Source organism: Serratia sp. BIGb0163 (genome assembly GCF_024809935.1).
GTDB lineage: Bacteria > Pseudomonadota > Gammaproteobacteria > Enterobacterales > Enterobacteriaceae > Serratia > Serratia quinivorans.
This window is the reverse complement of sequence record NZ_JANUDZ010000002.1, coordinates 359,975-383,650: the sequence shown is the minus strand read 5'-3', so window position 1 is coordinate 383,650 and position 23,676 is coordinate 359,975. Positions and strand designations below refer to the sequence as shown.

Sequence of the window (23,676 nt, the reverse complement as noted above, 5' to 3'; positions counted from 1 at the left end):
CACATTGATTAATAAGAAAAATAACTTTCTCTTATGCCATTTTTGGCATCCACTGGTCGGTGTTGCATATGCTTGTACATACAAGTATATGTTAATAAACCCTACGCATTGTTATGGCGTGGTGATTCACCCCACCGCGTTATGGGATTCTGCACCAATACTGTTTGAGGAAAATGCTGTGACTGCAAATAACAAAGTTCGCAATGTCGAAGTACGCGCGCCACGCGGCACAAAATTAAATGCAAAAAGCTGGCTGACCGAAGCGCCGTTGCGCATGCTGATGAACAACCTCGATCCTGAAGTGGCGGAGAATCCGCACGAGCTGGTGGTATACGGCGGTATTGGCCGCGCCGCGCGTGACTGGGATTGCTACGACAAAATTGTCGCTACCCTGAAAACCCTGGAAGACGACGAAACCCTGCTGGTGCAGTCCGGCAAACCGGTTGGGGTATTCAAAACCCACAGCAACGCGCCACGCGTGCTGATCGCCAACTCCAACCTGGTGCCTCACTGGGCAACCTGGGAACACTTTAACGAACTGGATGCCAAAGGCCTGGCCATGTACGGCCAGATGACCGCCGGCAGCTGGATCTACATCGGCAGCCAGGGCATCGTACAGGGCACCTACGAGACCTTCGTCGAAGCGGGTCGCCAACATTATGACGGCAGCCTGCAAGGCCGCTGGGTACTGACCGCCGGTCTGGGTGGCATGGGTGGCGCACAGCCGCTGGCCGCCACGCTGGCAGGTGCTTGCTCACTGAACATCGAATGCCAGCAGAGCCGCATCGATTTCCGCCTGAAAACCCGCTATGTCGATGAACAGGCCAAAGATCTGGACGACGCACTGGCCCGCATCAAGAAATACACCGCTGAAGGCAAAGCCATCTCCATCGCCCTGTGCGGTAACGCGGCGGACGTTCTGCCGGAACTGGTGCGCCGCGGCGTGCGTCCGGACATGGTCACCGACCAGACCAGCGCCCACGATCCGCTGAACGGCTACCTGCCTAAGGGCTGGAGCTGGGAAGAATACCGTCAGCGTGCGCTGACCGAACCCGCTCAGGTGGTTATCGCCGCCAAGCAGTCAATGGCCGAACACGTTGAAGCCATGCTGGCGTTCCAGAAAATGGGCGTGCCAACCTTTGACTACGGCAACAACATTCGTCAGATGGCGAAAGAAATGGGCGTCAGCAATGCCTTTGATTTCCCAGGCTTCGTACCGGCTTATATCCGTCCGCTGTTCTGCCGCGGCGTTGGCCCGTTCCGCTGGGCCGCACTGTCCGGCGATCCACAAGACATCTACAAAACCGACGCCATGGTTAAAGAGCTGATCCCGGATGACGAGCATCTGCACCGCTGGCTGGATATGGCACGCGAGCGCATCAGCTTCCAGGGTCTGCCGGCACGTATCTGCTGGGTCGGTCTGGGCCAACGCGCCAAACTGGGTCTGGCGTTCAACGAAATGGTCCGCAGCGGTGAGCTGTCTGCACCTATCGTCATCGGCCGTGACCATCTGGACTCCGGCTCGGTTGCCAGCCCGAACCGTGAAACCGAATCAATGAAAGACGGCTCAGACGCCGTGTCCGACTGGCCGTTGCTCAACGCCCTGCTCAATACCGCCAGCGGCGCGACCTGGGTTTCCCTGCACCACGGCGGTGGCGTCGGCATGGGCTTCTCCCAACACTCCGGTATGGTTATCGTTTGTGACGGCACCGATGAAGCCGCAGAACGCATCGCCCGCGTATTACATAATGACCCGGCCACCGGCGTAATGCGTCACGCCGATGCCGGTTACGACATCGCCATTGAATGCGCCCGCGAGCAAGGTCTGAACCTGCCGATGGTGGCTGCGACTCAAGGAGACAAAGCATGAAAGCGCTGACTATTCGCCCAGGCCAACTGACACTGGCGCAACTGCGTGAAATTTATCAACACCCGGTCACCCTGACTCTGGACGACAACGCCTACGCAGATATCCAGAAAAGCGTTGCCTGCGTTGAACGTATCGTTGAGGAAAACCGTACCACCTACGGCATTAACACCGGTTTCGGCCTGCTGGCATCCACCCGCATCGCCCGCGAAGATCTGGAAGACCTGCAGCGTTCTATCGTGCTGTCGCATGCCGCCGGTGTCGGTGCGCCCACCGACGACAATCTGGTGCGCCTGATTATGGTGCTGAAAATCAATAGCCTGTCGCGCGGCTTCTCCGGCATCCGTCTGGAAGTGATCGAGGCGCTGATGGCGCTGGTCAACGCCGAAGTCTATCCGCATATCCCGCTGAAAGGCTCCGTAGGCGCCTCCGGCGACCTGGCACCGCTGGCACACATGAGCCTGGTGCTGCTGGGTGAAGGCAAGGCCCGTTATCAGGGCGAATGGCTGCCTGCCACCGAAGCGCTGGCCAAAGCGGGCCTGAAACCGCTGACGCTGGCGGCCAAAGAAGGCCTGGCACTGCTGAACGGCACCCAGGTTTCCGCTGCCTTTGCCCTGCGCGGTTTGTTTGACGTGGAAGACCTGTACGCCGCGGCAACGGTCACCGGTAGCCTGACGGTGGAAGCCGCTCTGGGCTCACGCAGCCCGTTTGATGCGCGCATTCATGCCGTGCGCGGTCAGCGTGGCCAGATCGACGCCGCCGCCGCTTACCGCCATCTGCTGGGCGAGCGCAGCGAAGTGTCCGATTCACACCGCAACTGTGAAAAAGTGCAGGATCCGTACTCCCTGCGCTGCCAGCCACAGGTGATGGGCGCCTGCCTGACGCAAATTCGCCAGGCCGCCGAAGTGCTGGAAGTCGAAGCCAACGCCGTCTCCGACAACCCACTGGTCTTTGCTGACCAAGGCGACGTACTGTCCGGCGGTAACTTCCACGCCGAACCGGTCGCCATGGCCGCCGACAATCTGGCGCTGGCGTTTGCCGAAATCGGCTCACTGTCCGAACGCCGCATCTCGCTGATGATGGATAAACACATGTCGCAGTTGCCACCTTTCCTGGTGGACAACGGCGGGGTGAACTCCGGCTTTATGATTGCCCAGGTGACCGCCGCGGCGCTGACCAGCGAAAACAAAGCGCTGGCGCACCCGGCCAGCGTCGACAGCATTCCGACCTCGGCCAACCAGGAAGACCACGTTTCCATGGCACCGGCCGCCGGTCGTCGCCTGTGGGAAATGGCGGATAACGTTCGCGGCATTCTGGCCGTCGAGTGGCTGGCGGCCTGTCAGGGGCTGGATCTGCGTAAAGGGCTGAAAACCACCGAAAGCCTGGAGCAGGCCCGCCGCACACTGCGCGAGCAAGTCAGTTACTACGACAAGGATCGTTTCTTCGCTCCCGACATTGAAGCCGCCAGCCTGCTGTTGGCGGCCGGTCACCTGACCTCGCTAATGCCTGCAGCGCTGCTGCCTAGCCAGGCATAAATAAACCCTACCACGCAGTTTGTTCTGTCCCACCGGGCGCTATCCGCCCGGTGCGGATAGCGCGTGCCTGTTCTGCCGTAAAAACTCGACGGGAAGCAACATGCATAACGAAAAACCACAACTCAGACGCGGATTAAACGCGCGACATATCCGCTTTATGGCACTCGGCTCCGCCATCGGCACCGGGCTGTTCTATGGCTCCGCCGGGGCGATCCAACTGGCCGGTCCTGCGGTGCTGCTGGCCTATCTGGTGGGCGGCGCAGCGGTCTTTATGGTGATGCGCGCGCTGGGGGAAATGGCGGTGCATCAGCCGGTTTCCGGTTCGTTCGGCCACTACGCCAGCCATTATCTTGGCCCGCTGGCCGGTTTCCTCACCGGCTGGACCTATACCTTCGAAATGGTGATTGTCGCCCTGGCGGACGTGACCGCCTTCGGCATTTATATGGGGCTATGGTTCCCGGACGTCGCACAATGGGTGTGGGTACTCAGCATTATCATGTTTATCGGTGCGCTCAATCTGTGCAGCGTGAAAGTATTCGGCGAAATGGAGTTCTGGCTGTCGCTGATCAAGGTTGCTGCCATTGTGGCGATGATAGTCGGCGGCGGTGCCGTGATGCTGTTTGGTTTTGGCCAGGCTCAGCACGCCACCGGCATCAGCAATCTGTGGGCGCACGGCGGCTTTATGCCTAACGGCATCGGCGGCGTGGTCGCTTCATTGGCGGTGGTGATGTTCGCCTTCGGCGGCATTGAAATCATCGGCATTACCGCCAGCGAGGCAAAAGACCCCGCGAAGGTACTGCCGAAGGCAATCAATGCCGTACCGATCCGCATTCTGCTGTTTTATGTGCTGACGCTGCTGGTACTGATGGCTATCTATCCGTGGAACAGCATCGGCCAGAACGGCAGCCCCTTTGTTGAGATCTTCAGCAATCTGGGCATCAGCTCGGCCGCCAACGTACTTAACGTGGTGGTGATCACCGCCGCCATTTCCGCCATTAACAGCGACATCTTCGGCGCAGGCCGCATGATGTACGGCATGGCGCAGGATGGTCAGGCACCGAAAAGCTTCTCCAAACTGACCTCCAATGGCGTTCCCTGGATGACGGTGTTGGTGATGTCGGTCGCCCTGCTGCTGGGCGTGGTGCTCAATTACCTGATCCCCAAACAGGTATTTATGATCATCGCTTCCATTGCCACCTTCGCCACCGTCTGGGTATGGCTGATGATCCTGCTATCGCAGATTGCCATGCGCCGTACGCTGACGCCGCAAGAAGTCAGCAAATTGAGTTTCCCGGTGCCGTGGTGGCCGGTCGCACCGGCGCTGGCAACGATATTTATGCTGTTTGTTATCGGCCTGCTCGGTTACTTCGAAGACAGCCGCATTGCCCTGTACGTCGGGCTGGTGTGGGTGGCCTTCCTTACCCTGGCTTACTGGTTGTGGGTACGTAAAAAAGGCGGGGGTTCACCCGTCACGTCCTCACCACAGTATTAATCTCACGAGCCCGCCGTTCCCGGGCTCTTCGTCATTAAAGTGGAGTATCACTATGCAAACACGACACAAACTATGGATACCGCTGATCGCGCTCGGGCTGATGACAGGCAGCCTGTCCGCGCGCGCAGCAGGCTGGTGCGAGTCCGGCAAGCCGGTCAAATTCGCCGGACTCAACTGGGAAAGCGGCATGCTGCTGACCGACGTCATGCAATATGTGCTGCAAAAGGGTTACGACTGTAAAACCGACGCGCTGCCGGGTAACTCCATCACCATGGAGCAGGCAGTCGGCACCAACGACATTCAGGTGTTCGCCGAAGAGTGGATTGGCCGCAGCGAAGTCTGGAACAAGGCAGAGAAAGCCGGCAAAGCGGTCAGCGTCGGTGCGCCGATTGTCGGCGCGGTTGAAGGCTGGTACGTGCCGCGCTATGTGATTGAAGGCGATGCCAAACGCAAGTTGAAACCGCTGACGCCGGATCTGAAAAGCATCCCCGATTTGGCCAAATATGTGCAGGTATTTCGCGATCAGGAAGAGCCGGACAAAGGCCGTTTTTACAACTGCCCAGCCGGCTGGACCTGCGAACTGGATAACACCGCGATCCTCAAAAAATTCAAGCTGGACGACAAGTTCACCAACTTCCGCCCTGGCACCGGCCCGGCACTGGATACCGCGATCCTCTCCAGCTACCGTCGCGGCGAACCTATCCTGTTCTACTACTGGTCCCCTACCCCGATCATGGGCCAGCTCGATCTGGTGAAACTGGAAGAACCGGGCGTGGACAAGAACATCCACATCAAGGTCGGTATTTCCAGCGTGTTTAACCAGCAGGCGCCTGAACTGGTGCAGGTGTTGTCAAAAGTGAATCTGCCGCTTGATCTGATTAACCAGAATCTGGCGCGCATGAGCAAGGAACGCATCAGCTCAGAGAAGCTGGCGCTGGAGTTCTTCAAGCAGCACCCGGAAATCTGGCAACAGTGGGTCAGCGAAGACGCAGCGAAAAAAATTCAGGCCTCCTTGTAATCGCTTTGGCATTCAGTAAACACCAACCCGGAGCCTGTGCGCTTCGGGCCTGACAGGGGTAAATACTTATGTTTCCAGATCGTTTTACTTTCTCCATCGCCGATTGGATCAATCGCTGGGTCGATGTGCTGGTCACCAACTATGGCGATATGTTCCGCAAGATCTCCGACACCTTGCTGTGGGCGGTGATCCACCTCGAAAGCCTGCTGCGCGCCACCCCATGGTGGGTGATGCTGGCCGTGGTCGGGCTACTGGCCTGGCACGCCACCCGCCGCTGGCTGCCGACGGTGGTGATCGTCAGCCTGTTGCTGCTGGTCGGTACCGCAGGGATGTGGGACAAATTGATGCAAACCCTGGCGCTGGTGCTGGTCGCCACGCTGCTGGCGGTAATTATCGGCATTCCGCAAGGCATATTGGCGGCGCGTAGCGATCGCGTACGGGCCGTAATGATGCCGCTGATGGACGTGATGCAAACCATGCCGAGCTTCGTCTACCTGATCCCGGTGTTGATGCTGTTCGGGCTGGGCAAGGTGCCGGCAATTCTGGCGACGGTGATCTACGCCACGCCACCGCTGATCCGCCTGACCGATTTGGGTATCCGCCAGGTGGACAAAGAAGTGATGGAATCCGTCACTGCCTTTGGCGCCAACCGCTGGCAGAAACTGTTCGGCGTGCAGTTGCCGCTGGCGCTGCCAAGCATTATGGCCGGTATCAACCAGACCACCATGATGTCGCTGTCAATGGTGGTTGTGGCCTCGATGATCGGTGCACGCGGGCTGGGCGAAGACGTGCTGGTGGGCATTCAGACACTGAACGTCGGTCTGGGCCTGGAGGCAGGTCTGGCGATCGTTATTCTCGCCGTAGTCATTGACCGTATCACCCAGGCTTATGGCCGCACCGCCATTGCGAGGTAACCCCGATGAACAAAATCGAAATCAAGAACGTCTACAAGATCTTCGGCCACAAAACGACGGCGGCGCTGGCAATGAGCCAGCAGGGTAAAACCAAGCAGGAAGTGCAGGCCGCGACGGACTGCGTGATCGGCGTGCACGATCTGTCGATGTCGATCGAAGCCGGTGAGATCTTCGTGATTATGGGCCTGTCCGGATCGGGTAAATCCACCCTGGTGCGCCACTTCAACCGGCTTATCGATCCCACCAGCGGCCAGATCCTGGTGGATGGCGAAGATATCCTGCGCTACGACGAGAAGCAGCTTGAGCACTTCCGCCGTCACAAGATCAGCATGGTGTTCCAGAGCTTTGGCCTGCTGCCGCACAAGACGGTGCTGGACAACGTGGCCTACGGATTGAAAGTACGCGGTGAAACAAAAGAAGTGTATCAGGAGCGCGCACTGCATTGGATCAACACCGTCGGGCTAAAGGGCTATGAAAAATCCTACCCGCATCAACTCTCCGGCGGCATGCGTCAACGCGTCGGGCTGGCGCGTGCGCTGGCCACCGATACCGATATCATTTTGCTGGACGAAGCGTTCAGCGCGCTCGATCCGTTGATCCGTGCCGAAATGCAGGATCAACTGCTGGCGCTGCAAAAAGAGCTGCACAAGACGCTGGTGTTTATCACCCACGATCTGGACGAGGCCGTGCGCATCGGTAACCGGATCGCGATCCTCAAAGACGGCAAACTGATCCAGGTCGGCACGCCGCAGGAGATCCTTAACAACCCGGCCGATGAGTATGTTAACCGCTTCGTGCAACGCCGTCTGGCGCTGGATGAGAACGTACAGAAACCGCGCCCGATGATCGCGGCCCGTGCCTGAGGAGAGCAATATGCACTACCCTATTTCGGTCACCCTCGACAACCTGCCGTTGCGCTGGCAAGACGTGGTGGCGGTAGCCAGATATCAGGCACCGCTCAACCTGTCTGACGCTGCCTGGGCGCGTATCGACAATGCGCAGGCCATCGTTCAGAAAATTGTCGCCAGTGAACAACGTGCCTATGGCGTCAATACCGGCCTGGGGGCGCTTTGCAATCAGGCGCTGCACGGCGAACAGCTGGCGCAATTGTCCCGCAACACGCTGATGAGTCACGCCTGCGGCGTAGGGGAACCGCTGAGCGATGAGCAGACCCGCGCCATTATCTGCTGCGCCATCGTCAACTATTGCCAGGGTAAGTCCGGCATTCAACGCCCGGTCGTAGAAGCGCTGCTGGCACTGCTTAACCGGAGGATAACCCCGCGGGTGCCGTCGCAAGGGTCGGTCGGCTATCTGACCCATATGGCACACGTCGGCGTCGCGCTGCTCGGTCTGGGCGAAGTCAGCTACCGTGGCCAACTCGTCTCCGCAGCCCAGGCTTTGGCGGAGGAAGGCATTGTGCCGCCACAGTTGGGCGCCAAAGATGGTCTGTGCCTGGTCAACGGCACGCCGTGCATGACGGGATTGAGCTGCCTGGCGCTGGCCGATGCCTGGCGGTTGGCCCGCTGGGCGGACGTGCTCGCGGCGATGAGCTTTGAAGCGCTAGGCGGACAGATCGCCGCCTTCGACAGCGAAATTTTGGCACTGAAACCGCACCCGGGTATGCAACGGGTCGGCAGTAATTTGCGGATGTTATTGAACGGCAGCGAGATGATTGCCGCCAGCAAGGGCATTCGTACCCAGGATGCGCTGAGCATCCGTTCAATCCCGCAGGTGCACGGTGCCTGCCGCGATCAAATTGCTCATGCAGAACTGCAGATTGAAATCGAGCTGAACGGCAATAGCGATAATCCCCTGCTGCTCGGCACGCCGGACAACTATAGAGTGATGTCACAGGCCAACCCACACGGCGAGTCTGTGGCCATGGCCGCCGATCTGCTGGCGATTGCCATCGCCGAACTGGGTGGTATCGCAGAACGGCGCATTGATCGGCTGATTAACCCACTGGTCAGTGGCTTACCGGCATTTCTGGTCAGCGAGCCCGGGGTGAACTCAGGCATGATGATCGCTCAATACGTGGCGGCATCGCTGTGCGCGGAGAACCGCCAACTGGCACAGCCTTGCGTGGTGGATAATTATGTGACCTCGGCGCTGCAGGAAGATCACCTCAGCCTGGGCACCGGGGCGGCGCTAAGGCTGCATAAGGCGCTGGGCAACATTAACCAGATCCTGGCGATTGAATACCTGCTGGCGGCACAGGCCTTTGAGTTCCTGCAGCAGCACCGTTTCGGTGACGGCACCCAACGTGCCTGGCAACGGCTGCGGCAAACAGTGGCCCCTTATCATCAGGACCGCTGGCTGGCACCGGATATCGCCAGCAGCGCCGCACTGTTACAGGATGAACAGGCGCTGGCGGAGATCGCCCCGACGCTGCTGTAATCCCCGCCCCCGCCTTCTGGGCGGGGGCATCGCGCTTAGCGCTGGGCCAAGGCCTGACGGATATCCGCCTGCAGATCGTCAGGATCTTCCAGTCCGGCAGACAGCCGCACCAAACCGTCGCTGATATGGTGGCGCTGCCGCTCCTCGGCGCTGTAGGCCGAGTGAGTCATACTGGCGGGGTGCTGGGCCAGAGACTCGCAATCCCCCAGGCTGACCGCACGCAAGATTAGGTTCAACCCATTGAGGAAGCGGATCCCCGCCGCCATGCCGCCTTTCAATTCAAAGGCCAGCATGCCGCCCGGTCGCGACATTTGCCGCTGCGCCAATGCATACTGCGGGAAGTCCTCCAGACCGGGATAATAAACCCGTTCCACCGCTGAATGCTGCGCCAGCATTTCCGCCAGGCGTTGAGCGTTGTCGCAGTGGCGTTCCATACGTAACGGCAAGGTTTTCAGCCCACGCAGCAACAGTGCAGCATCCTGCGCCGACAGCACCGCCCCGTTCATGTCTTTCAGCCCGACCAAACGAATGTCCTGCGCCAGATCCTGACGCGTCACCGCCAGACCGGCCAGTAAGTCACCGTGTCCGCCGATGTATTTGGTGGCGGAATGCACCACAATGTCCGCCCCCAACTCCAGCGGCCGTTGCAGATACGGCGTGCAATAGGTGTTATCTACCAACAGCAGCGCTCCCTGACGGTGGGCAATCTCGGCCACTGCGGCAATATCGACCAGGCGCATATTCGGGTTAGCCGGCGTTTCGCAATACACCAGCCGGGTACGTGGGCCTATCGCCGCCGCCAACCGCTCCGGCCGGGTCAGGTCAACGTGGGTGATTTTCACGCCGTAGCGCGCCAGCCCATGATGAAAATAGCTGAAGGTGCAGCCATAAATGGTTTCATCGACGATCAGCTCATCCCCTGGACTGAGCAGCGTCCAGCAGCAGGCGGTAATCGCGCCCATGCCGGAGCCAAAGGCCACCGCCGCCTCCCCACCCTCCAGATCGGCAATTCGCTGTTCCAGCAGATTGACCGTCGGATTGGCAATACGCGAATAAAAATAGCCTGGCTCAGTACCGGCAAAACAGGCACCGCCGTATTCCGCCGTCGGGAAGGTAAAGGTCGAACTCATAAACACCGGCGGGCAGAGCGCTCCCAGATATTGCTGGGGATCGTAGCCATGGTGGATCGCACGTGTGGCAAAACCGTGCCTAAATGTGACAGACATGACAACTCCTTTCCTGAGTGAGTGAAAGCAATTCCAATGATTTCGCTTAAACGTCCGGCGGTAACGCGCTGCTGCGTACCCGCTGGCCGATGATTTGCAGGGTGCGAAGTACCAGCATCAGACCCAGCAAGGTATCCGGCTGACGTAACAGGGCATACAGCGAGCGAAAATTAGCGGACGACGGATCTGACTGCAGCTCGGTATGCGCCATCTTCAACGCCATTCCCCCTTCCCAGCCTGCCGCCACCAGGCCTTCAAACACGCCGGCCAACTTTTCCACCAGTGCGTTATCGGCGATATCCACCAGGTCCGACAGCAGTGACAATAAATCGACCACGTTATCGAGCCGCCCACCGGCCAGCAGTGGCTGCAGCTTGTCCAGCAAGGGTGCCAGGGATGCTTGTTCAGATGCGTTCATAAGCCCTCCGTTAAATCAGCCCGCGTACCGTCGCCCAATACAGCCCGCGATTAAAGCCGTTGCGCAGCATACCGCCCACTTTGGTTGACGGCGTCGGCAGCACATCGTGGCGGTAGTCGTAAACCAGTGGCATACCGGCCTGTAGCCCCATTTGAGCGATCGCCTGCACCTTGCCGTCATAGTGGCTGACGGTCTGACCCAGTCGCAGTTCAGCCACGATATTGTCGGCGATCACCGGTGCCTGATTGTGGCAAGAGCCACCGGCCTTGCTGACCGGCAGATCCACCGTATCGCCGATGACATAAACCCCCTGTTGACCATAAACCTGTAATGTCTGGTGGTCGGTCGGCAGCCAGCCTTCGCCATTATTACCCTCGCTGAGGTCGGTATTGCGCACCGCTTCTACGGCGCGGATCGGCGGCGTGGCCATCAGAATATCGAACGGCTGTTCTTCTCCCTCGGCGGAGTAAGCGACTTTCTGCTGTGCGTCCACCCGGCTGAGAGTAAAGCCACGCTGATGACGGATATCACGCGCTGCGAAGATACCGGGCAAGGCTTCGGCGGTCGGGCGTTGCAAAAACAGGCAGTTACGCAGCAACTGCGAGACGCTGGGATAGGTATAAACAATTTCGATTGCCTTACGCACCCCGCGTCGACGCAGGTAATCATCGAGCATCAGCGTGGTTTCTATCGGGGCAATGCCGCACTGATGCGGCACGTTAGGCGTTTCGGGGAAGGAGACGGTAATAAAGATTCGGCCTTTCTCAATCGTTGCCAGCTTTTGCGCCAGCTGTCGGGCGGCCTGATATTGATAGAAATGATCGCCCGCCTGCGCCAGCCCGTCGATACGATCCGGCCAGGGCACACAGCCGGTGGCAAACACCAGAAAATCATAGGAGTAATGTTTACCACTTTGACAGTGAATGACCCTTTGGGATAAATCAAAACGCTCGGCTTTATCGACAATAAATTTTATTTCCGGGCGCAGCAGACTTTGTTGAGAGCGGGTCAACTCCTGCTTAAAAAAAGCGTTGAAGGCCACGTACATAAAAGCGGGTTTATAATAATGAACCGGAGAGTCCGAAAGCATTAATAACTCAACTTTATTATTCAATATCTCCCGGTGTAATTTCGCCGCCAGTAAATTGGCCAATATAGTCCCGCCAGTGCCACCACCGACAATCACAATCCTGTTTCGCATCAAGTCCTCACCCAGCCGGCCCGCAGGTCGACAATTTTATGAAGAAACGAACGGAGGCAGGACGACGGAGGATAAACACTCTGCCCTACTGGCAGTCTAGTAACTAAAAGATATAAAGCAATTTAAAAAGGAATTTATGAATAGGGATTTTATTATTATAATTAAATTACAGGCTTAAAAACCACAAAAAATAAATTAATAACTCACTAATAAATAACACACTATAACTGACTGTAATTATAGCTAAGTGAATAACACCTATAAAAAAACCCGCCGCAGCGGGTTTTTATTTAACAACGAATCAAACCGTTATTACTGACCTTTAACTTCTTTCAGGCCATTGAAAGGTGCGCGTGAACCCAGCGCTTCTTCGATACGGATCAGTTGGTTGTATTTGGCAACGCGGTCAGAACGGCTCATGGAACCGGTTTTGATCTGGCCAGCCGCAGTACCTACCGCGAGGTCTGCGATAGTTGCGTCTTCGGTTTCACCTGAACGGTGAGAGATCACCGCGGTGTAGCCTGCGTCTTTCGCCATCTTGATAGCAGCCAGAGTTTCGGTCAGAGAACCGATCTGGTTGAATTTGATCAGGATGGAGTTAGCGATGCCTTTCTCGATGCCTTCTTTCAGGATCTTGGTGTTGGTAACGAACAGGTCGTCGCCCACCAGCTGGATTTTGTCGCCCAGCACTTTGGTCTGGTATGCGAAACCATCCCAGTCAGATTCGTCCAGGCCATCTTCGATGGACACGATTGGGTACTGTTTGGTCAGGTCTTCCAGGAAGTGAGTGAACTCTTCGGAAGTGAAGGCTTTGTTGCCTTCGCCGGCCAGTACGTATTTACCGTCTTTGTAGAACTCGGAAGCCGCACAGTCCATTGCCAGGGTCACGTCTTTGCCCAGCTCGTAGCCTGCTGCTTTTACCGCTTCAGCGATAACCGCCAGCGCTTCAGCGTTGGAACCCAGGTTTGGTGCGTAGCCGCCTTCATCACCGACAGCCGTGTTCAGGCCTTTGGCCTTCAGCACTTTGGCCAGGTGATGGAAAACTTCAGAACCGATGCGAACGGCTTCTTTCAGGGATTTAGCGCCAACCGGCTGAATCATAAATTCCTGAATATCGACGTTGTTGTCAGCGTGCTCGCCGCCGTTGATGATGTTCATCATAGGCAGTGGCATAGAGAATTTGCCTGGGGTGCCGTTCAGCTCAGCGATGTGCTCGTACAGCGGCATACCTTTGGAAGCCGCAGCCGCTTTGGCAGCAGCCAGAGAAACCGCCAGAATGGCGTTAGCGCCGAACTGGGATTTGTTTTCGGTGCCGTCCAGGTCGATCATGATCTTGTCGATGTTAGCCTGGTCTTTGGCATCTTTACCCAGTACTGCCTGAGCAATCGGGCCGTTTACTGCAGCAACGGCTTTCAGTACGCCTTTACCCAGGAAACGAGACTTGTCACCGTCACGCAGTTCCAGTGCTTCACGGGAACCGGTAGAAGCACCTGACGGCGCAGCAGCCAGACCTACGAAACCGCCTTCCAGATGCACTTCGGCTTCAACAGTCGGGTTACCGCGGGAGTCGATGATTTCACGACCGATGACTTTAACGATTTTGGACATTAGGTTTTCCTCAGTACAAGTTAAACTAAAACTCCAGACAAACAGCGCGCGGTTCTCACCGCGCGCCGCCTACCAAATATTTTATTTCACCTGGCGCTTCTGATACTCACCAGCGGCCTTCACAAAGCCGGCGAACAACGGATGACCATCACGCGGCGTCGAAGTAAATTCCGGGTGGAACTGACAAGCTACAAACCACGGGTGATTCGGCAGTTCGATAATCTCAACCAGCTTGTTGTCTGCGGAACGGCCGGCAACCAACAGCCCGGCGGCTTCGATCTGCTTCAACAGCATGTTGTTAACTTCATAACGGTGACGATGACGTTCAACAATGGTCGGTTCGCCGTACATCTGACGTACCAGGCTATTGTCGGTCAGGTGGCATTGCTGGCCACCGACACGCATCGTGCCACCCAAATCGCTTTCTTCAGTACGCACTTCGACGTTGCCGTCTTCGTCGCGCCACTCGGTGATCAACGCCACCACCGGGTACTTACAGTCTGGCACAAACTCGGTAGAGTTGGCGTTCTCCATACCCACCACGTTGCGGGCGAACTCCATCAGTGCCACCTGCATACCCAGGCAGATGCCCAGGTAAGGGATGTTATTTTCACGCGCGTAACGCGCGGTCATCACCTTGCCTTCCACACCACGGTAACCGAAGCCACCCGGGATCAGGATAGCATCCAGACCTTTCAGCACTTCTACACCGCGGGTTTCCACATCCTGCGAGTCGATCAGCTTGATGTTCACGGTCAGACGATTTTTCAGGCCGCCGTGTTTCAAAGCTTCAATCACCGACTTATAGGCATCCGGCAGTTCGACATATTTGCCGACCATACCGATGGTCACTTCGCCGCCCGGATTGGCTTCTTCGTAAATCACCTGCTCCCATTCGGCCAGGTTGGCTTCCGGCGCATTGAGGCTGAATCGTTTACAAATATAATCATCAAGCCCCTGAGATTTCAAGAGGCCTGGGATTTTATAAATAGAATCAACGTCTTTCAGGGAGATAACCGCTTTTTCCGGCACGTTACAGAAAAGTGCGATTTTTGCACGTTCGTTAGCAGGAACGGCGCGATCAGAACGGCAAATCAGCACATCAGGCTGAATACCGATGGAAAGCAGCTCTTTTACGGAATGCTGGGTAGGTTTGGTTTTCACTTCACCGGCAGCGGCCAGGTACGGCACCAGCGTCAGATGCATGTACAGGGTGTGCTCACGGCCCACTTCCACGGCCATCTGACGAATGGCTTCCAGGAACGGCAGCGATTCGATATCGCCCACGGTACCGCCAACTTCCACCAATACCACGTCGTGACCTTCGCCACCTTCGAGGATACGCTCTTTGATCGCGTTGGTGATGTGCGGAATAACCTGTACGGTTGCGCCCAGATAGTCGCCACGGCGTTCTTTACGCAGAACGTCGGAGTAGATACGACCGGTGGTGAAGTTGTTGCGACGCGACATTTTGGTACGGATGTAGCGCTCGTAGTGACCCAAATCCAGATCGGTTTCTGCGCCGTCTTCGGTGACGAAAACTTCCCCATGCTGAATCGGGCTCATGGTGCCCGGATCCACGTTGATGTACGGGTCCAGTTTCATGATGGTAACGTTGAGGCCACGGGCTTCAAGAATAGCCGCCAGAGAGGCTGCGGCAATGCCTTTACCCAGAGAGGATACGACCCCGCCGGTCACAAAAATATAATTAGTTGTCATGCTGAACCTGAGAGTTTAGGTTTAAAGACGATGGAAGAACCAAGACGGGAAAGTAGTATACCCGAACCTCTTCAGACCTACAAACGATCGTTTTACTGTCCATCATCTCTTTTCCCCTCGGGAGTTCATCCGGGTTTACTCTTTCGGCCCGCCAGAAACGCTCTTTTTAAAACAATGAGTTAGCACAGAAAAATTCAATTTACCGCCCTTTCGAGATAATAAAACGCCTTAGAATTCAGTTTGTTGGCGTTTTACTGTCGACGGACCACAGTTCAGCAAACCATGACCCTGAGCTTAACCGTTTCAGCTTGCGTAAATCTTGTCGCCGATCAACATTGCGATAATCATAGGACAGCACTGCTGCTGATTAGTTTTCCTGGCGTTTAACCTGTTGCCACGCCTCTTCCATCTGCTCCAGCGTGGCTTCGCCCATCTGTAGCCCGCGCTGTTTGACAATTTCTTCCACCTGACGGAAACGGCGTTCGAACTTGCGATTGGCGGCCTGTAGCGCGTTTTCTGCCTTGTGGCCAAGATGACGCGATAAATTCACCGTGGCGAACAGCAAATCGCCGATTTCCTCTTCCAGCTTCTGCTCGTCGACCACCGCCTGCCGCGCTTCATGCATCACTTCGTCAATCTCTTCGTACACCTTGTCCAGCACCGGCCCCAGGGTGTGCCAGTCAAAACCGACCGAGGCACAGCGTTTCTGAATTTTATGCGCCTTCATCAACGCCGGCAGCGCCTGCGGAATATCATCCAACGCCGAATGCAGCTCTTTCTCGGCGCGCTCACCGGCTTTCAGTTGCTCCCAGCGCGCCGCAACGGCCTCACTGTCTGCTGCATCGGCTTCGCCAAAGATATGCGGATGACGGCGTTCCAGCTTGTCGCTGATGGCATTGCAGACCTCGTCGAAATCAAACAGCCCCTGCTCCTGGCCCATCTGGGCGTAAAACACCACCTGGAACAGCAGGTCACCCAGTTCGTCACGAAGATCGCCGTAGTCCTGGCGCTCTATGGCATCCAGCACCTCATAGGTTTCTTCCAGCGTGTAAGGGGCGATAGTGGCAAAGGTCTGCTTGCGGTCCCACGGGCAACCGGCCTGCGGATCGCGCAGCGTTCTCATGATGTTCAGCAAGCGTTGTAACGGAGAAGATTGGGTCATGACGAAGTCTCTGAAACGAGCGAGGCCCAATATATGGGCCCCGCGATAAAAAATGTAAGGTTAACTGCCGTGCAGTCGTTTGGCATCAATCACGTCCGGCAGTTGATTGAGCTTGGCCAATACCCGGCCCAGCACCTGCTGGTTGTAGATTTCAATGTCCATATCGATGGTCGCCAACTGCTTTTTGGTGTCGCTGCGGCTGGCCACGCCCAGCACGTTGACCTTTTCGTTGGCCAAAATGGTGGTGATGTCGCGCAGCAGACCGCTGCGATCGTTGGCCATCACGCGGACCACCAGCGAGTATCCGCTGGAATAGCTCTCGCCCCACACCGCGTCAACGATGCGTTCCGGCGCGTGTGACTGCAGATCCACCAGTTGGTCACAGTCTGCCCGGTGGATCGAAATGCCGCGGCCCTGGGTGATAAAGCCGATAATATCGTCACCCGGGATCGGCTGGCAGCAGCGGGCAATGTGGTGCATCAGGTTGCCTACCCCTTCCACCACCACCCGGCCGTTGTCCTTGCTGCGGGTGGCTGCCGGCGCTTTGTGCTGCACCAGCTGGCGCAACGCTTCGCGATCCTGCTCCTCAGCACTCGGTTTGTTGAACTTGCCCTGCAGGAAGTTCACCATCTGATTCAGGCGAATATCCCCGCCGCCAATCGCCGCCAGTATTTCATCCAGCGAATTCATGTTGTAACGCGGGATCAGCAGTTTCTCGGCCTCTTTCAGGCTGATACCGAGGTGTTCCAGCTCGCTGTCCAGCATTTGGCGACCGGCCAGGATGTTCTTATCGCGATCCTGCTTGCGGAACCAGTTGTGGATTTTGGAGCGTCCGCGGCTGGTGGTAACATAGCCCAGGTTCGGGTTCAGCCAGTCGCGGCTTGGGTTCGGCTGCTTCTGGGTGATAATTTCAATCTGATCGCCCATCCGCAACTGATAGGTAAAGGGCACGATACGGCCGCCAATTTTGGCGCCGATGCAGCGGTGACCAACGTCACTGTGAATATGATAGGCAAAGTCGAGCGGCGTGGAGCCGGCCGGCAGATCCACCACGTCGCCTTTCGGGGTAAACACGTAAACCCGATCGTCGAACACCTGGCTGCGAACCTCGTCGAGCATTTCGCCGGAATCCGCCATCTCTTCCTGCCAGGCGATCAGTTTGCGCAGCCAGGCGATGCGTTCTTCATAGCCGGAACGTACCGTCGCAACCGCGCCCTCTTTGTATTTCCAGTGCGCGGCCACGCCCAGTTCGGCGTCTTCATGCATCTGGCGGGTACGGATCTGGATCTCCAGCGTTTTACCACGTGGCCCCAGAACTACGGTGTGGATCGACTGGTAACCGTTGGGTTTCGGGTTGGCGACATAGTCGTCGAACTCATCCGGCAGATGGCGGAAGTGGGTATGCACAATCCCCAGCGCCGCATAGCAGTCCTGCAAGCGCTCGACCACCACGCGCACCGCGCGCACGTCAAACAGCTCGTCAAACGCCAGCGCCTTCTTCTGCATCTTGCGCCAGATGCTGTAGATATGTTTTGGACGGCCGTAGATGTCCGCCTTGACGCCTTCATCAACCATAGCATTACGCAGCGAGGCGACGAAATCATCGATAAACTGTTCGCGATCGATACGGCGCTCATGCAGCAGCTTGGCGATGCGTTTGTATTCGTCCGGGTGCAGGTAACGGAAGCAGAAATCTTCCAGCTCCCATTTCAGTTGGCCGATACCGAGACGGTTGGCCAGTGGCGCATAGATATTCGAACACTCTTTGGCCGCCAGGACGCGTTCGTCTTCCGGCGCGTCTTTCACTTCACGCAGGTGGGCGATACGCTCCGCCAGCTTGATCACCACGCAGCGGAAATCCTCCACCATCGCCAACAGCATGCGGCGCACGTTGTCGACCTGTTCGGAGGCCATTGAATCATTTTGGGTGGCTTTCAGTTGGCGGATGGCGTCCATATCGCGTACGCCATGTACCAGGTAGGTGATGCCCTTGCCGAAGGCTTCGGTCAGGGTTTCTTCATCCACGATACCGGCATCCACCAACGGGAACAGCAGCGCGGCGCGCATGCTGTCGTTGTCCATGCTCAGGGTGGAGAGGATTTCCACCATTTCCAACCCGCGCCACAGTAACAGCGACGCGTTGGGATGGTTCTGAGTCTGTTGCTCACAGTAGCGCCAGGTTGCGGCTAATCGCTCACATGACTGCGGGTTAGGTAGCCCCAAGCTGGCAATCCACTCGTCGAGAGCAAATTCGCCAGCCGTGTTCAGATGTGCACTTCTTACCGCAACCATAACCTCTCCCTACTTTGCAGCGACCTCTGGCGCAAAACCGTTAATCAACAGCGCCATTGACTCAAGATGCCCCGTATGCGAAAACCGCTCCAATATCCACACACGCGCAAGACGATAAGAAGCCGGCGTAACTCAGCCTATTCTTATGTGCATTATATTGCCCATTCGCTCGCGGTGTGGCAACACCTCTATGCCAGCGGCGCGTCGCGCCAACGGCTGGGCAGAATGGCCCTGACCGCAGAACAGATCCAATACCCGATCATTGGGTTGAATAGCGAACCATTCAAGGGCCTGCCCCACCATTGACTGATTTAATAAGCTATTTATATGAATAAAGTCACACGGACGGCAGTCTAAGCGTAGTCCGTCGACCTGATAATACGGCGTTTCACCGCGCAGTTTTTCGAGGCGCTCACCGCAGGGTGCCGAATAAAGAAATGCACCATAGTTTGTCGATCGAGCGCCGGTTCATTTAAAGTAGAGTCTGTCCGGCAATTTTCCCACTTTGGAAACCCATGACCAAATACAGCCTGCGGGCGCGCATGATGATCCTGATTCTGGCCCCAACGCTGTTGATTGGTCTGTTGCTCAGCACCTTCTTCGTAGTGCATCGCTACAATGAATTGCAGGAACAGCTGGTTGACGCCGGTGCCAGTATTATCGAACCGCTGGCGGTGGCCAGCGAGTACGGCATGACGTTCCGCAGCCGCGAGTCGGTCAGGCAGTTGGTCAGCCTGTTGCACCGCCGTCATTCAGATATCGTGCGCTCGATTACGGTATTCGACGCGCAGAATAATCTGTTTGTCACCTCCAATTATCATCACAACTTTACCCAACTGCAGTTGCCGAAAGGGGTACCCATCCCCACCGATCTGATGCTGACGCGGCGAGGCGACTCACTGATCCTGCGTACTCCGATCCTGGCGGAGAGCCAGTATCCGGATCAGGCCGCCAGCAGCGATCCTCAGCAGGACAACCGCCTGGGCTATGTGGCGATCGAGCTGGATCTGCAGTCGGTCCGGTTACAGCAATATAAAGAGGTGTTTGTCTCTACCCTGCTGCTGCTGCTGTGCATGTGTATCGCCATTTTGTTCGCTTACCGCCTGATGCGTGACGTTACCGGCCCGATCCGCAATATGGTCAATACCGTTGACCGCATCCGCCGCGGCCAGCTCGACAGCCGCGTCGAAGGCTTTATGCTCGGCGAACTGCACATGCTGAAGAACGGCATTAACTCGATGGCGATGTCGCTCACCGCCTACCACGAAGAGATGCAGCAGAATATCGACCAGGCCACCTCCGATCTGCGCGAGACGCTGGAGCAAATGGAGATCCAGAACGTCGAGCTGGATCTGGCAAAAAAACGCGCCCAGGAAGCGGCGCGCATCAAATCCGAATTCCTGGCGAACATGTCGCACGAGCTGCGTACCCCGCTCAACGGCGTGATCGGTTTTACCCGCCAGATGCTGAAAACCGAAATGAGCGTCACCCAGACCGACTATCTGCAAACCATCGAGCGCTCGGCCAACAACCTGCTGACCATCATCAACGACGTGCTGGACTTCTCCAAGCTGGAGGCCGGCAAGCTGGTGCTGGAGCATATCCCGTTCGCGCTGCGCGAGACGCTGGACGAAGTGATAGTGCTGCTGGCGCCCAGCGCCCATGAGAAAGGGCTGGAGTTGACGCTGGACGTGCATAACGACGTGCCGGAACAGGTGATTGGCGACTCCTTGCGGCTGCAACAGATCATTACCAACCTGCTGGGCAACGCGATCAAATTTACCGAAACCGGCAACATCGATATCCGCGTCGAGCTGCGTGGCCAGCAAGAGCGCCAGATGGAGCTGGAAGTACAAATTCATGACACCGGCATTGGCATCTCCGAACGGCAGCAGTCACAGCTGTTCCAGGCGTTCCGTCAGGCGGATGCCAGCATTTCGCGCCGCCACGGCGGTACCGGCCTGGGGCTGGTGATCACCCAGAAGCTGGTGAAAGAGATGGGCGGCGATATCTGTTTCCACAGCCAGTTGAACCGCGGTTCGACCTTCTGGTTCCACATTACCCTCGACCTGCACGAGGGCATGCTGTCGCTGCCGTCGAACCTGCCGGATCTGCAAGGCAAGACCCTGGGCTATATCGAAGCCAACCCGATGGCGGCGCAGGCGACGCTGAATATGCTGAGCGTCACCCATTTGGTGATCACCCATTCGCCAACGCTGGCCCAGTTGCCGAAGAAAAATTACGACTTCCTGCTGGTCGGGGTACCGATCCCGTTCCGTGAGAATATGGCGCAGCACGAAAGCAAACTGCTGGCGGCGCTGAAAATCGCCGACCGGGTGATTCTGGCCCTGCCCTGCCAATCGCAAATCAACGCCGAACAGCTTAAACAACAGGGTGCGGCCGGCTGCCTGATCAAGCCGATCACCAGCAACCGTCTGTTCCCGCTGCTGCGCATGGAAACACCGCCGCGCCTCGCCGCCCTGCCGGAACATAAGCGCCTGCCGCTGACGGTGATGGCGGTCGATGATAATCCGGCCAATCTGAAGCTGATTGGCACTCTGCTGGCCGAACAGGTGGAAAAGACCCTGCTGTGCGAAAGCGGCGAAGAAGCGCTGCAGCTGGCGCGCGATAACGTGCTGGATTTGATCCTGATGGATATTCAGATGCCCAATATTGACGGCATTCGTACCAGCGAGTTGATCCGCCAACTGCCGCACCACAATTCGACGCCAATCGTCGCCGTCACCGCCCACGCGGTCAGCGGCGAGCGCGAGCATTTGTTGCAGGCCGGGATGGATGACTATCTGGCCAAGCCGATTGACGAAGCGATGCTGACGCGCGTACTGGCGCGTTACTACAGCGGCGAGCCGGAGCCGGAAACTGCGGTCAATCAACCACTGCTGTCGCTCGACTGGCCGTTGGCGTTGCGTCAGGCGGCGAACAAGCCCGATCTGGCGCATGACCTGCTGCAGATGCTGCTCGATTTCCTGCCGCAGGTCAGCGGACGGGTGCAAGCGATACTGGACGGCGCGCCGGATGACGGCATTCTCGATTTGATCCACAAGCTGCACGGCAGTTGCAGCTACAGCGGCGTACCGCGCCTGAAACAGCTGTGTTTCTACCTTGAACAGCAGTTACGTCAGGGCGTCAGCAACGACGAGCTGGAGCCGGAATGGCTGGAACTGTTGGATGAGATTGAGCTGGTGAGCCAGGCGGCTCGCGCTCATCTGGCCTGATACGACAGGCAACAAAAAGGCACTCCGTCGTGGAGTGCCTTGTTCACAAGGATTGGCTGGTTAACCTTACTGCATCAGCAGATACAGCGTGGTGTCACCGCGCAGGATATTCAGCGCCAGTACCGACGGTTTGCTGTCGAGGATTTTACGCAGTTCGCCCAGGTTCTGGATCGGCTGCTGGTTAACCCCAAGGATAAAGTCGCCTTTTTTCAGGCCGATACGTGCGGCAGCGCTGCCGGCCTTGACGTTATCGACCTTCACGCCTTTCTGAGCGCCAGCCTGACCATTGCTCAGTTCGGCGCCTTCAATACCGGTGTAGATATTGCCGGATTCAACCTGAGTCTGGGCGCTTTGCTCCAGCGTGACGTCCACGGTCACCGGTTTGCCGTCGCGGATAATGCCCAGCGACATTTTGCTGCCGACCGGCAAAGTACCGATTTCCGCACGGAACGACGCGAAGCTGGAGATGGCTTTACCGTTCATGGTGACAATCACATCACCGGCCTTGATACCCGCCTTGGCGGCAGAGGATTTCGGCATCACCTGGCTGACAAAGGCCCCGCGCTGCGCGTCCACTTTCATCGCTTTCGCCAGCTCAGAGTTCAGTTCGGTGCCCATAATGCCCAATTCGCCGCGTTTCACCTGGCCATATTCGACCATCTGCGCCGTCAGGTTTTTCACCATGTTGCTCGGGATGGCGAAGCCGATACCGATGTTGCCGCCGTCCGGTGCCAAAATGGCGGTGTTAATGCCGATCAGTTCACCGTTCAGGTTAACCAACGCACCACCGGAGTTACCGCGGTTAATCGCCGCATCGGTCTGGATGAAGTTCTCGTAGTTTTCGATATTCAAGCCGCTGCGGCCCAGCGCAGATACGATGCCGGAAGTGGCGGTCTCACCCAGCCCGTACGGGTTGCCGATCGCGACGGTGTAATCACCTACGCGCAGTTGTTCGGAGTCCGCCATTTTGATCGCCGTCAGATTTTTAAAGTCTTTCAGTTGGATCAGCGCGATATCGGAGCGTGGATCCTTGCCGATCACCTTGGCGTCAAATTTACGGCCGTCGTTCAATTGGACCTGAATTTTATTGGCGTTATCCACCACGTGATTGTTGGTCACCACGTAGCCTTTAGCGGCATCAATCACCACCCCGGCGCCCAGCGCCTGGAATTTCTGCTGGGTCCCCTGACCCGGAGCACCCGGCTCGCCACCCTGACACATCGGCGAAGCCTGGAACGGCGAACCGTCCTGGCAGAACGGTGAATCTTCACCGAAGAACTGTTGGAACTGCGGCGGCATCTTCGCCGTATTGACCGTGGTGCTGCCTTCAACATTAATGCTCACCACGGAAGGCATCACTTTTTCCAGCATCGGTGCCAGGCTTGGCAATTGCTGAGTGCTGGAAGAAGCGGTTTCTGCGGCGCTGGCCGTCATCGGACCCATCGCCATACCAATACTGAATGCCAATGCGCTCAGAACTAATGCGGTTTTTTTCATCTGTGTGTCTCTTATAAAGTCGTTCAGAAAGTATTACGGTCTTTGTGCATAATCAGAACCTATTAATACCGCTAAGTTCCGGCGCAGGTTATTG

The 23,676-nt window shown here is 57.1% G+C and carries 16 protein-coding genes; 8 read left to right on the top strand and 8 right to left on the bottom strand.

Annotated elements, in window-relative coordinates; genetic code table 11:
* Positions 1-178 precede the first annotated feature (178 nt).
* The 7 genes from hutU to hutH (M2406_RS12640) all read left to right on the top strand — a co-directional run bounded on the left by hutU (position 179) and on the right by hutH (M2406_RS12640) (position 9,223).
* On the top strand, positions 179-1,870 hold the full coding sequence (gene hutU / locus M2406_RS12670; RefSeq protein WP_017891637.1) for a urocanate hydratase: 1,692 nt from the start codon (positions 179-181) through the stop codon (positions 1,868-1,870).
* Positions 1,867-3,402, top strand: a complete 1,536-nt coding sequence (hutH, locus tag M2406_RS12665) for a histidine ammonia-lyase (RefSeq protein WP_259190246.1) — start codon at positions 1,867-1,869, stop codon at positions 3,400-3,402. The genes hutU and hutH (M2406_RS12665) overlap by 4 nt, the downstream gene beginning before the upstream one ends.
* Before the next feature lie 100 nt (positions 3,403-3,502).
* The gene (locus M2406_RS12660; protein ID WP_259190244.1) at positions 3,503-4,894 is read left to right on the top strand and encodes an amino acid permease; all 1,392 of its coding nucleotides are present in this window, start codon (positions 3,503-3,505) and stop codon (positions 4,892-4,894) included.
* 52 nt (positions 4,895-4,946) lie between these two features.
* Positions 4,947-5,912: an ABC transporter substrate-binding protein gene (locus tag M2406_RS12655; RefSeq protein ID WP_135344659.1), complete on the top strand. Its 966-nt coding sequence runs from the start codon at positions 4,947-4,949 to the stop codon at positions 5,910-5,912.
* Between the two features lie 68 nt (positions 5,913-5,980).
* Positions 5,981-6,826: a proline/glycine betaine ABC transporter permease gene (locus M2406_RS12650; RefSeq protein WP_259190243.1), complete on the top strand. Its 846-nt coding sequence runs from the start codon at positions 5,981-5,983 to the stop codon at positions 6,824-6,826.
* A gap of 5 nt (positions 6,827-6,831) precedes the next feature.
* Complete coding sequence (locus M2406_RS12645) at positions 6,832-7,689, top strand: glycine betaine/L-proline ABC transporter ATP-binding protein (protein WP_115183277.1); 858 nt, start codon at positions 6,832-6,834, stop codon at positions 7,687-7,689.
* A 10-nt stretch (positions 7,690-7,699) separates the two neighbouring features.
* A complete protein-coding gene (hutH, locus tag M2406_RS12640) occupies positions 7,700-9,223 on the top strand; it encodes a histidine ammonia-lyase (protein WP_259190242.1) in 1,524 nt (507 codons plus the stop codon).
* Positions 9,224-9,258: 35 nt separating this feature from the next.
* On the opposite strand, the gene M2406_RS12635 is transcribed toward hutH (M2406_RS12640), so the two are convergent.
* The 7 genes from M2406_RS12635 to relA form a co-directional block, all read right to left on the bottom strand.
* A complete protein-coding gene (locus M2406_RS12635) occupies positions 9,259-10,449 on the bottom strand; it encodes a methionine gamma-lyase (protein WP_259190241.1) in 1,191 nt (396 codons plus the stop codon).
* Positions 10,450-10,495: 46 nt separating this feature from the next.
* A complete protein-coding gene (locus M2406_RS12630) occupies positions 10,496-10,867 on the bottom strand; it encodes a hypothetical protein (RefSeq protein WP_012005245.1) in 372 nt (123 codons plus the stop codon).
* A 10-nt stretch (positions 10,868-10,877) separates the two neighbouring features.
* The gene (locus M2406_RS12625; RefSeq protein ID WP_012005244.1) at positions 10,878-12,068 is read right to left on the bottom strand and encodes an FAD/NAD(P)-binding oxidoreductase; all 1,191 of its coding nucleotides are present in this window, start codon (positions 12,066-12,068) and stop codon (positions 10,878-10,880) included.
* 312 nt (positions 12,069-12,380) lie between these two features.
* On the bottom strand, positions 12,381-13,676 hold the full coding sequence (gene eno / locus M2406_RS12620) for a phosphopyruvate hydratase (RefSeq protein WP_012005243.1): 1,296 nt from the start codon (positions 13,674-13,676) through the stop codon (positions 12,381-12,383).
* An 81-nt stretch (positions 13,677-13,757) separates the two neighbouring features.
* Entirely contained in the window at positions 13,758-15,395 is a 1,638-nt protein-coding gene (gene pyrG / locus M2406_RS12615; RefSeq protein WP_012005242.1) for a glutamine hydrolyzing CTP synthase, read from the bottom strand.
* 367 nt (positions 15,396-15,762) lie between these two features.
* On the bottom strand, positions 15,763-16,557 hold the full coding sequence (gene mazG / locus M2406_RS12610) for a nucleoside triphosphate pyrophosphohydrolase (RefSeq protein ID WP_012005241.1): 795 nt from the start codon (positions 16,555-16,557) through the stop codon (positions 15,763-15,765).
* Between the two features lie 60 nt (positions 16,558-16,617).
* Positions 16,618-18,849, bottom strand: a complete 2,232-nt coding sequence (gene relA, locus M2406_RS12605; RefSeq protein ID WP_012005240.1) for a GTP diphosphokinase — start codon at positions 18,847-18,849, stop codon at positions 16,618-16,620.
* 515 nt (positions 18,850-19,364) lie between these two features.
* Here relA and barA point away from each other — a divergent pair.
* Complete coding sequence (gene barA / locus M2406_RS12600) at positions 19,365-22,085, top strand: two-component sensor histidine kinase BarA (protein WP_135344667.1); 2,721 nt, start codon at positions 19,365-19,367, stop codon at positions 22,083-22,085.
* 66 nt (positions 22,086-22,151) lie between these two features.
* On the opposite strand, the gene degP is transcribed toward barA, so the two are convergent.
* Entirely contained in the window at positions 22,152-23,582 is a 1,431-nt protein-coding gene (gene degP / locus M2406_RS12595; protein ID WP_012005237.1) for a serine endoprotease DegP, read from the bottom strand.
* Positions 23,583-23,676: the final 94 nt, after the last annotated feature.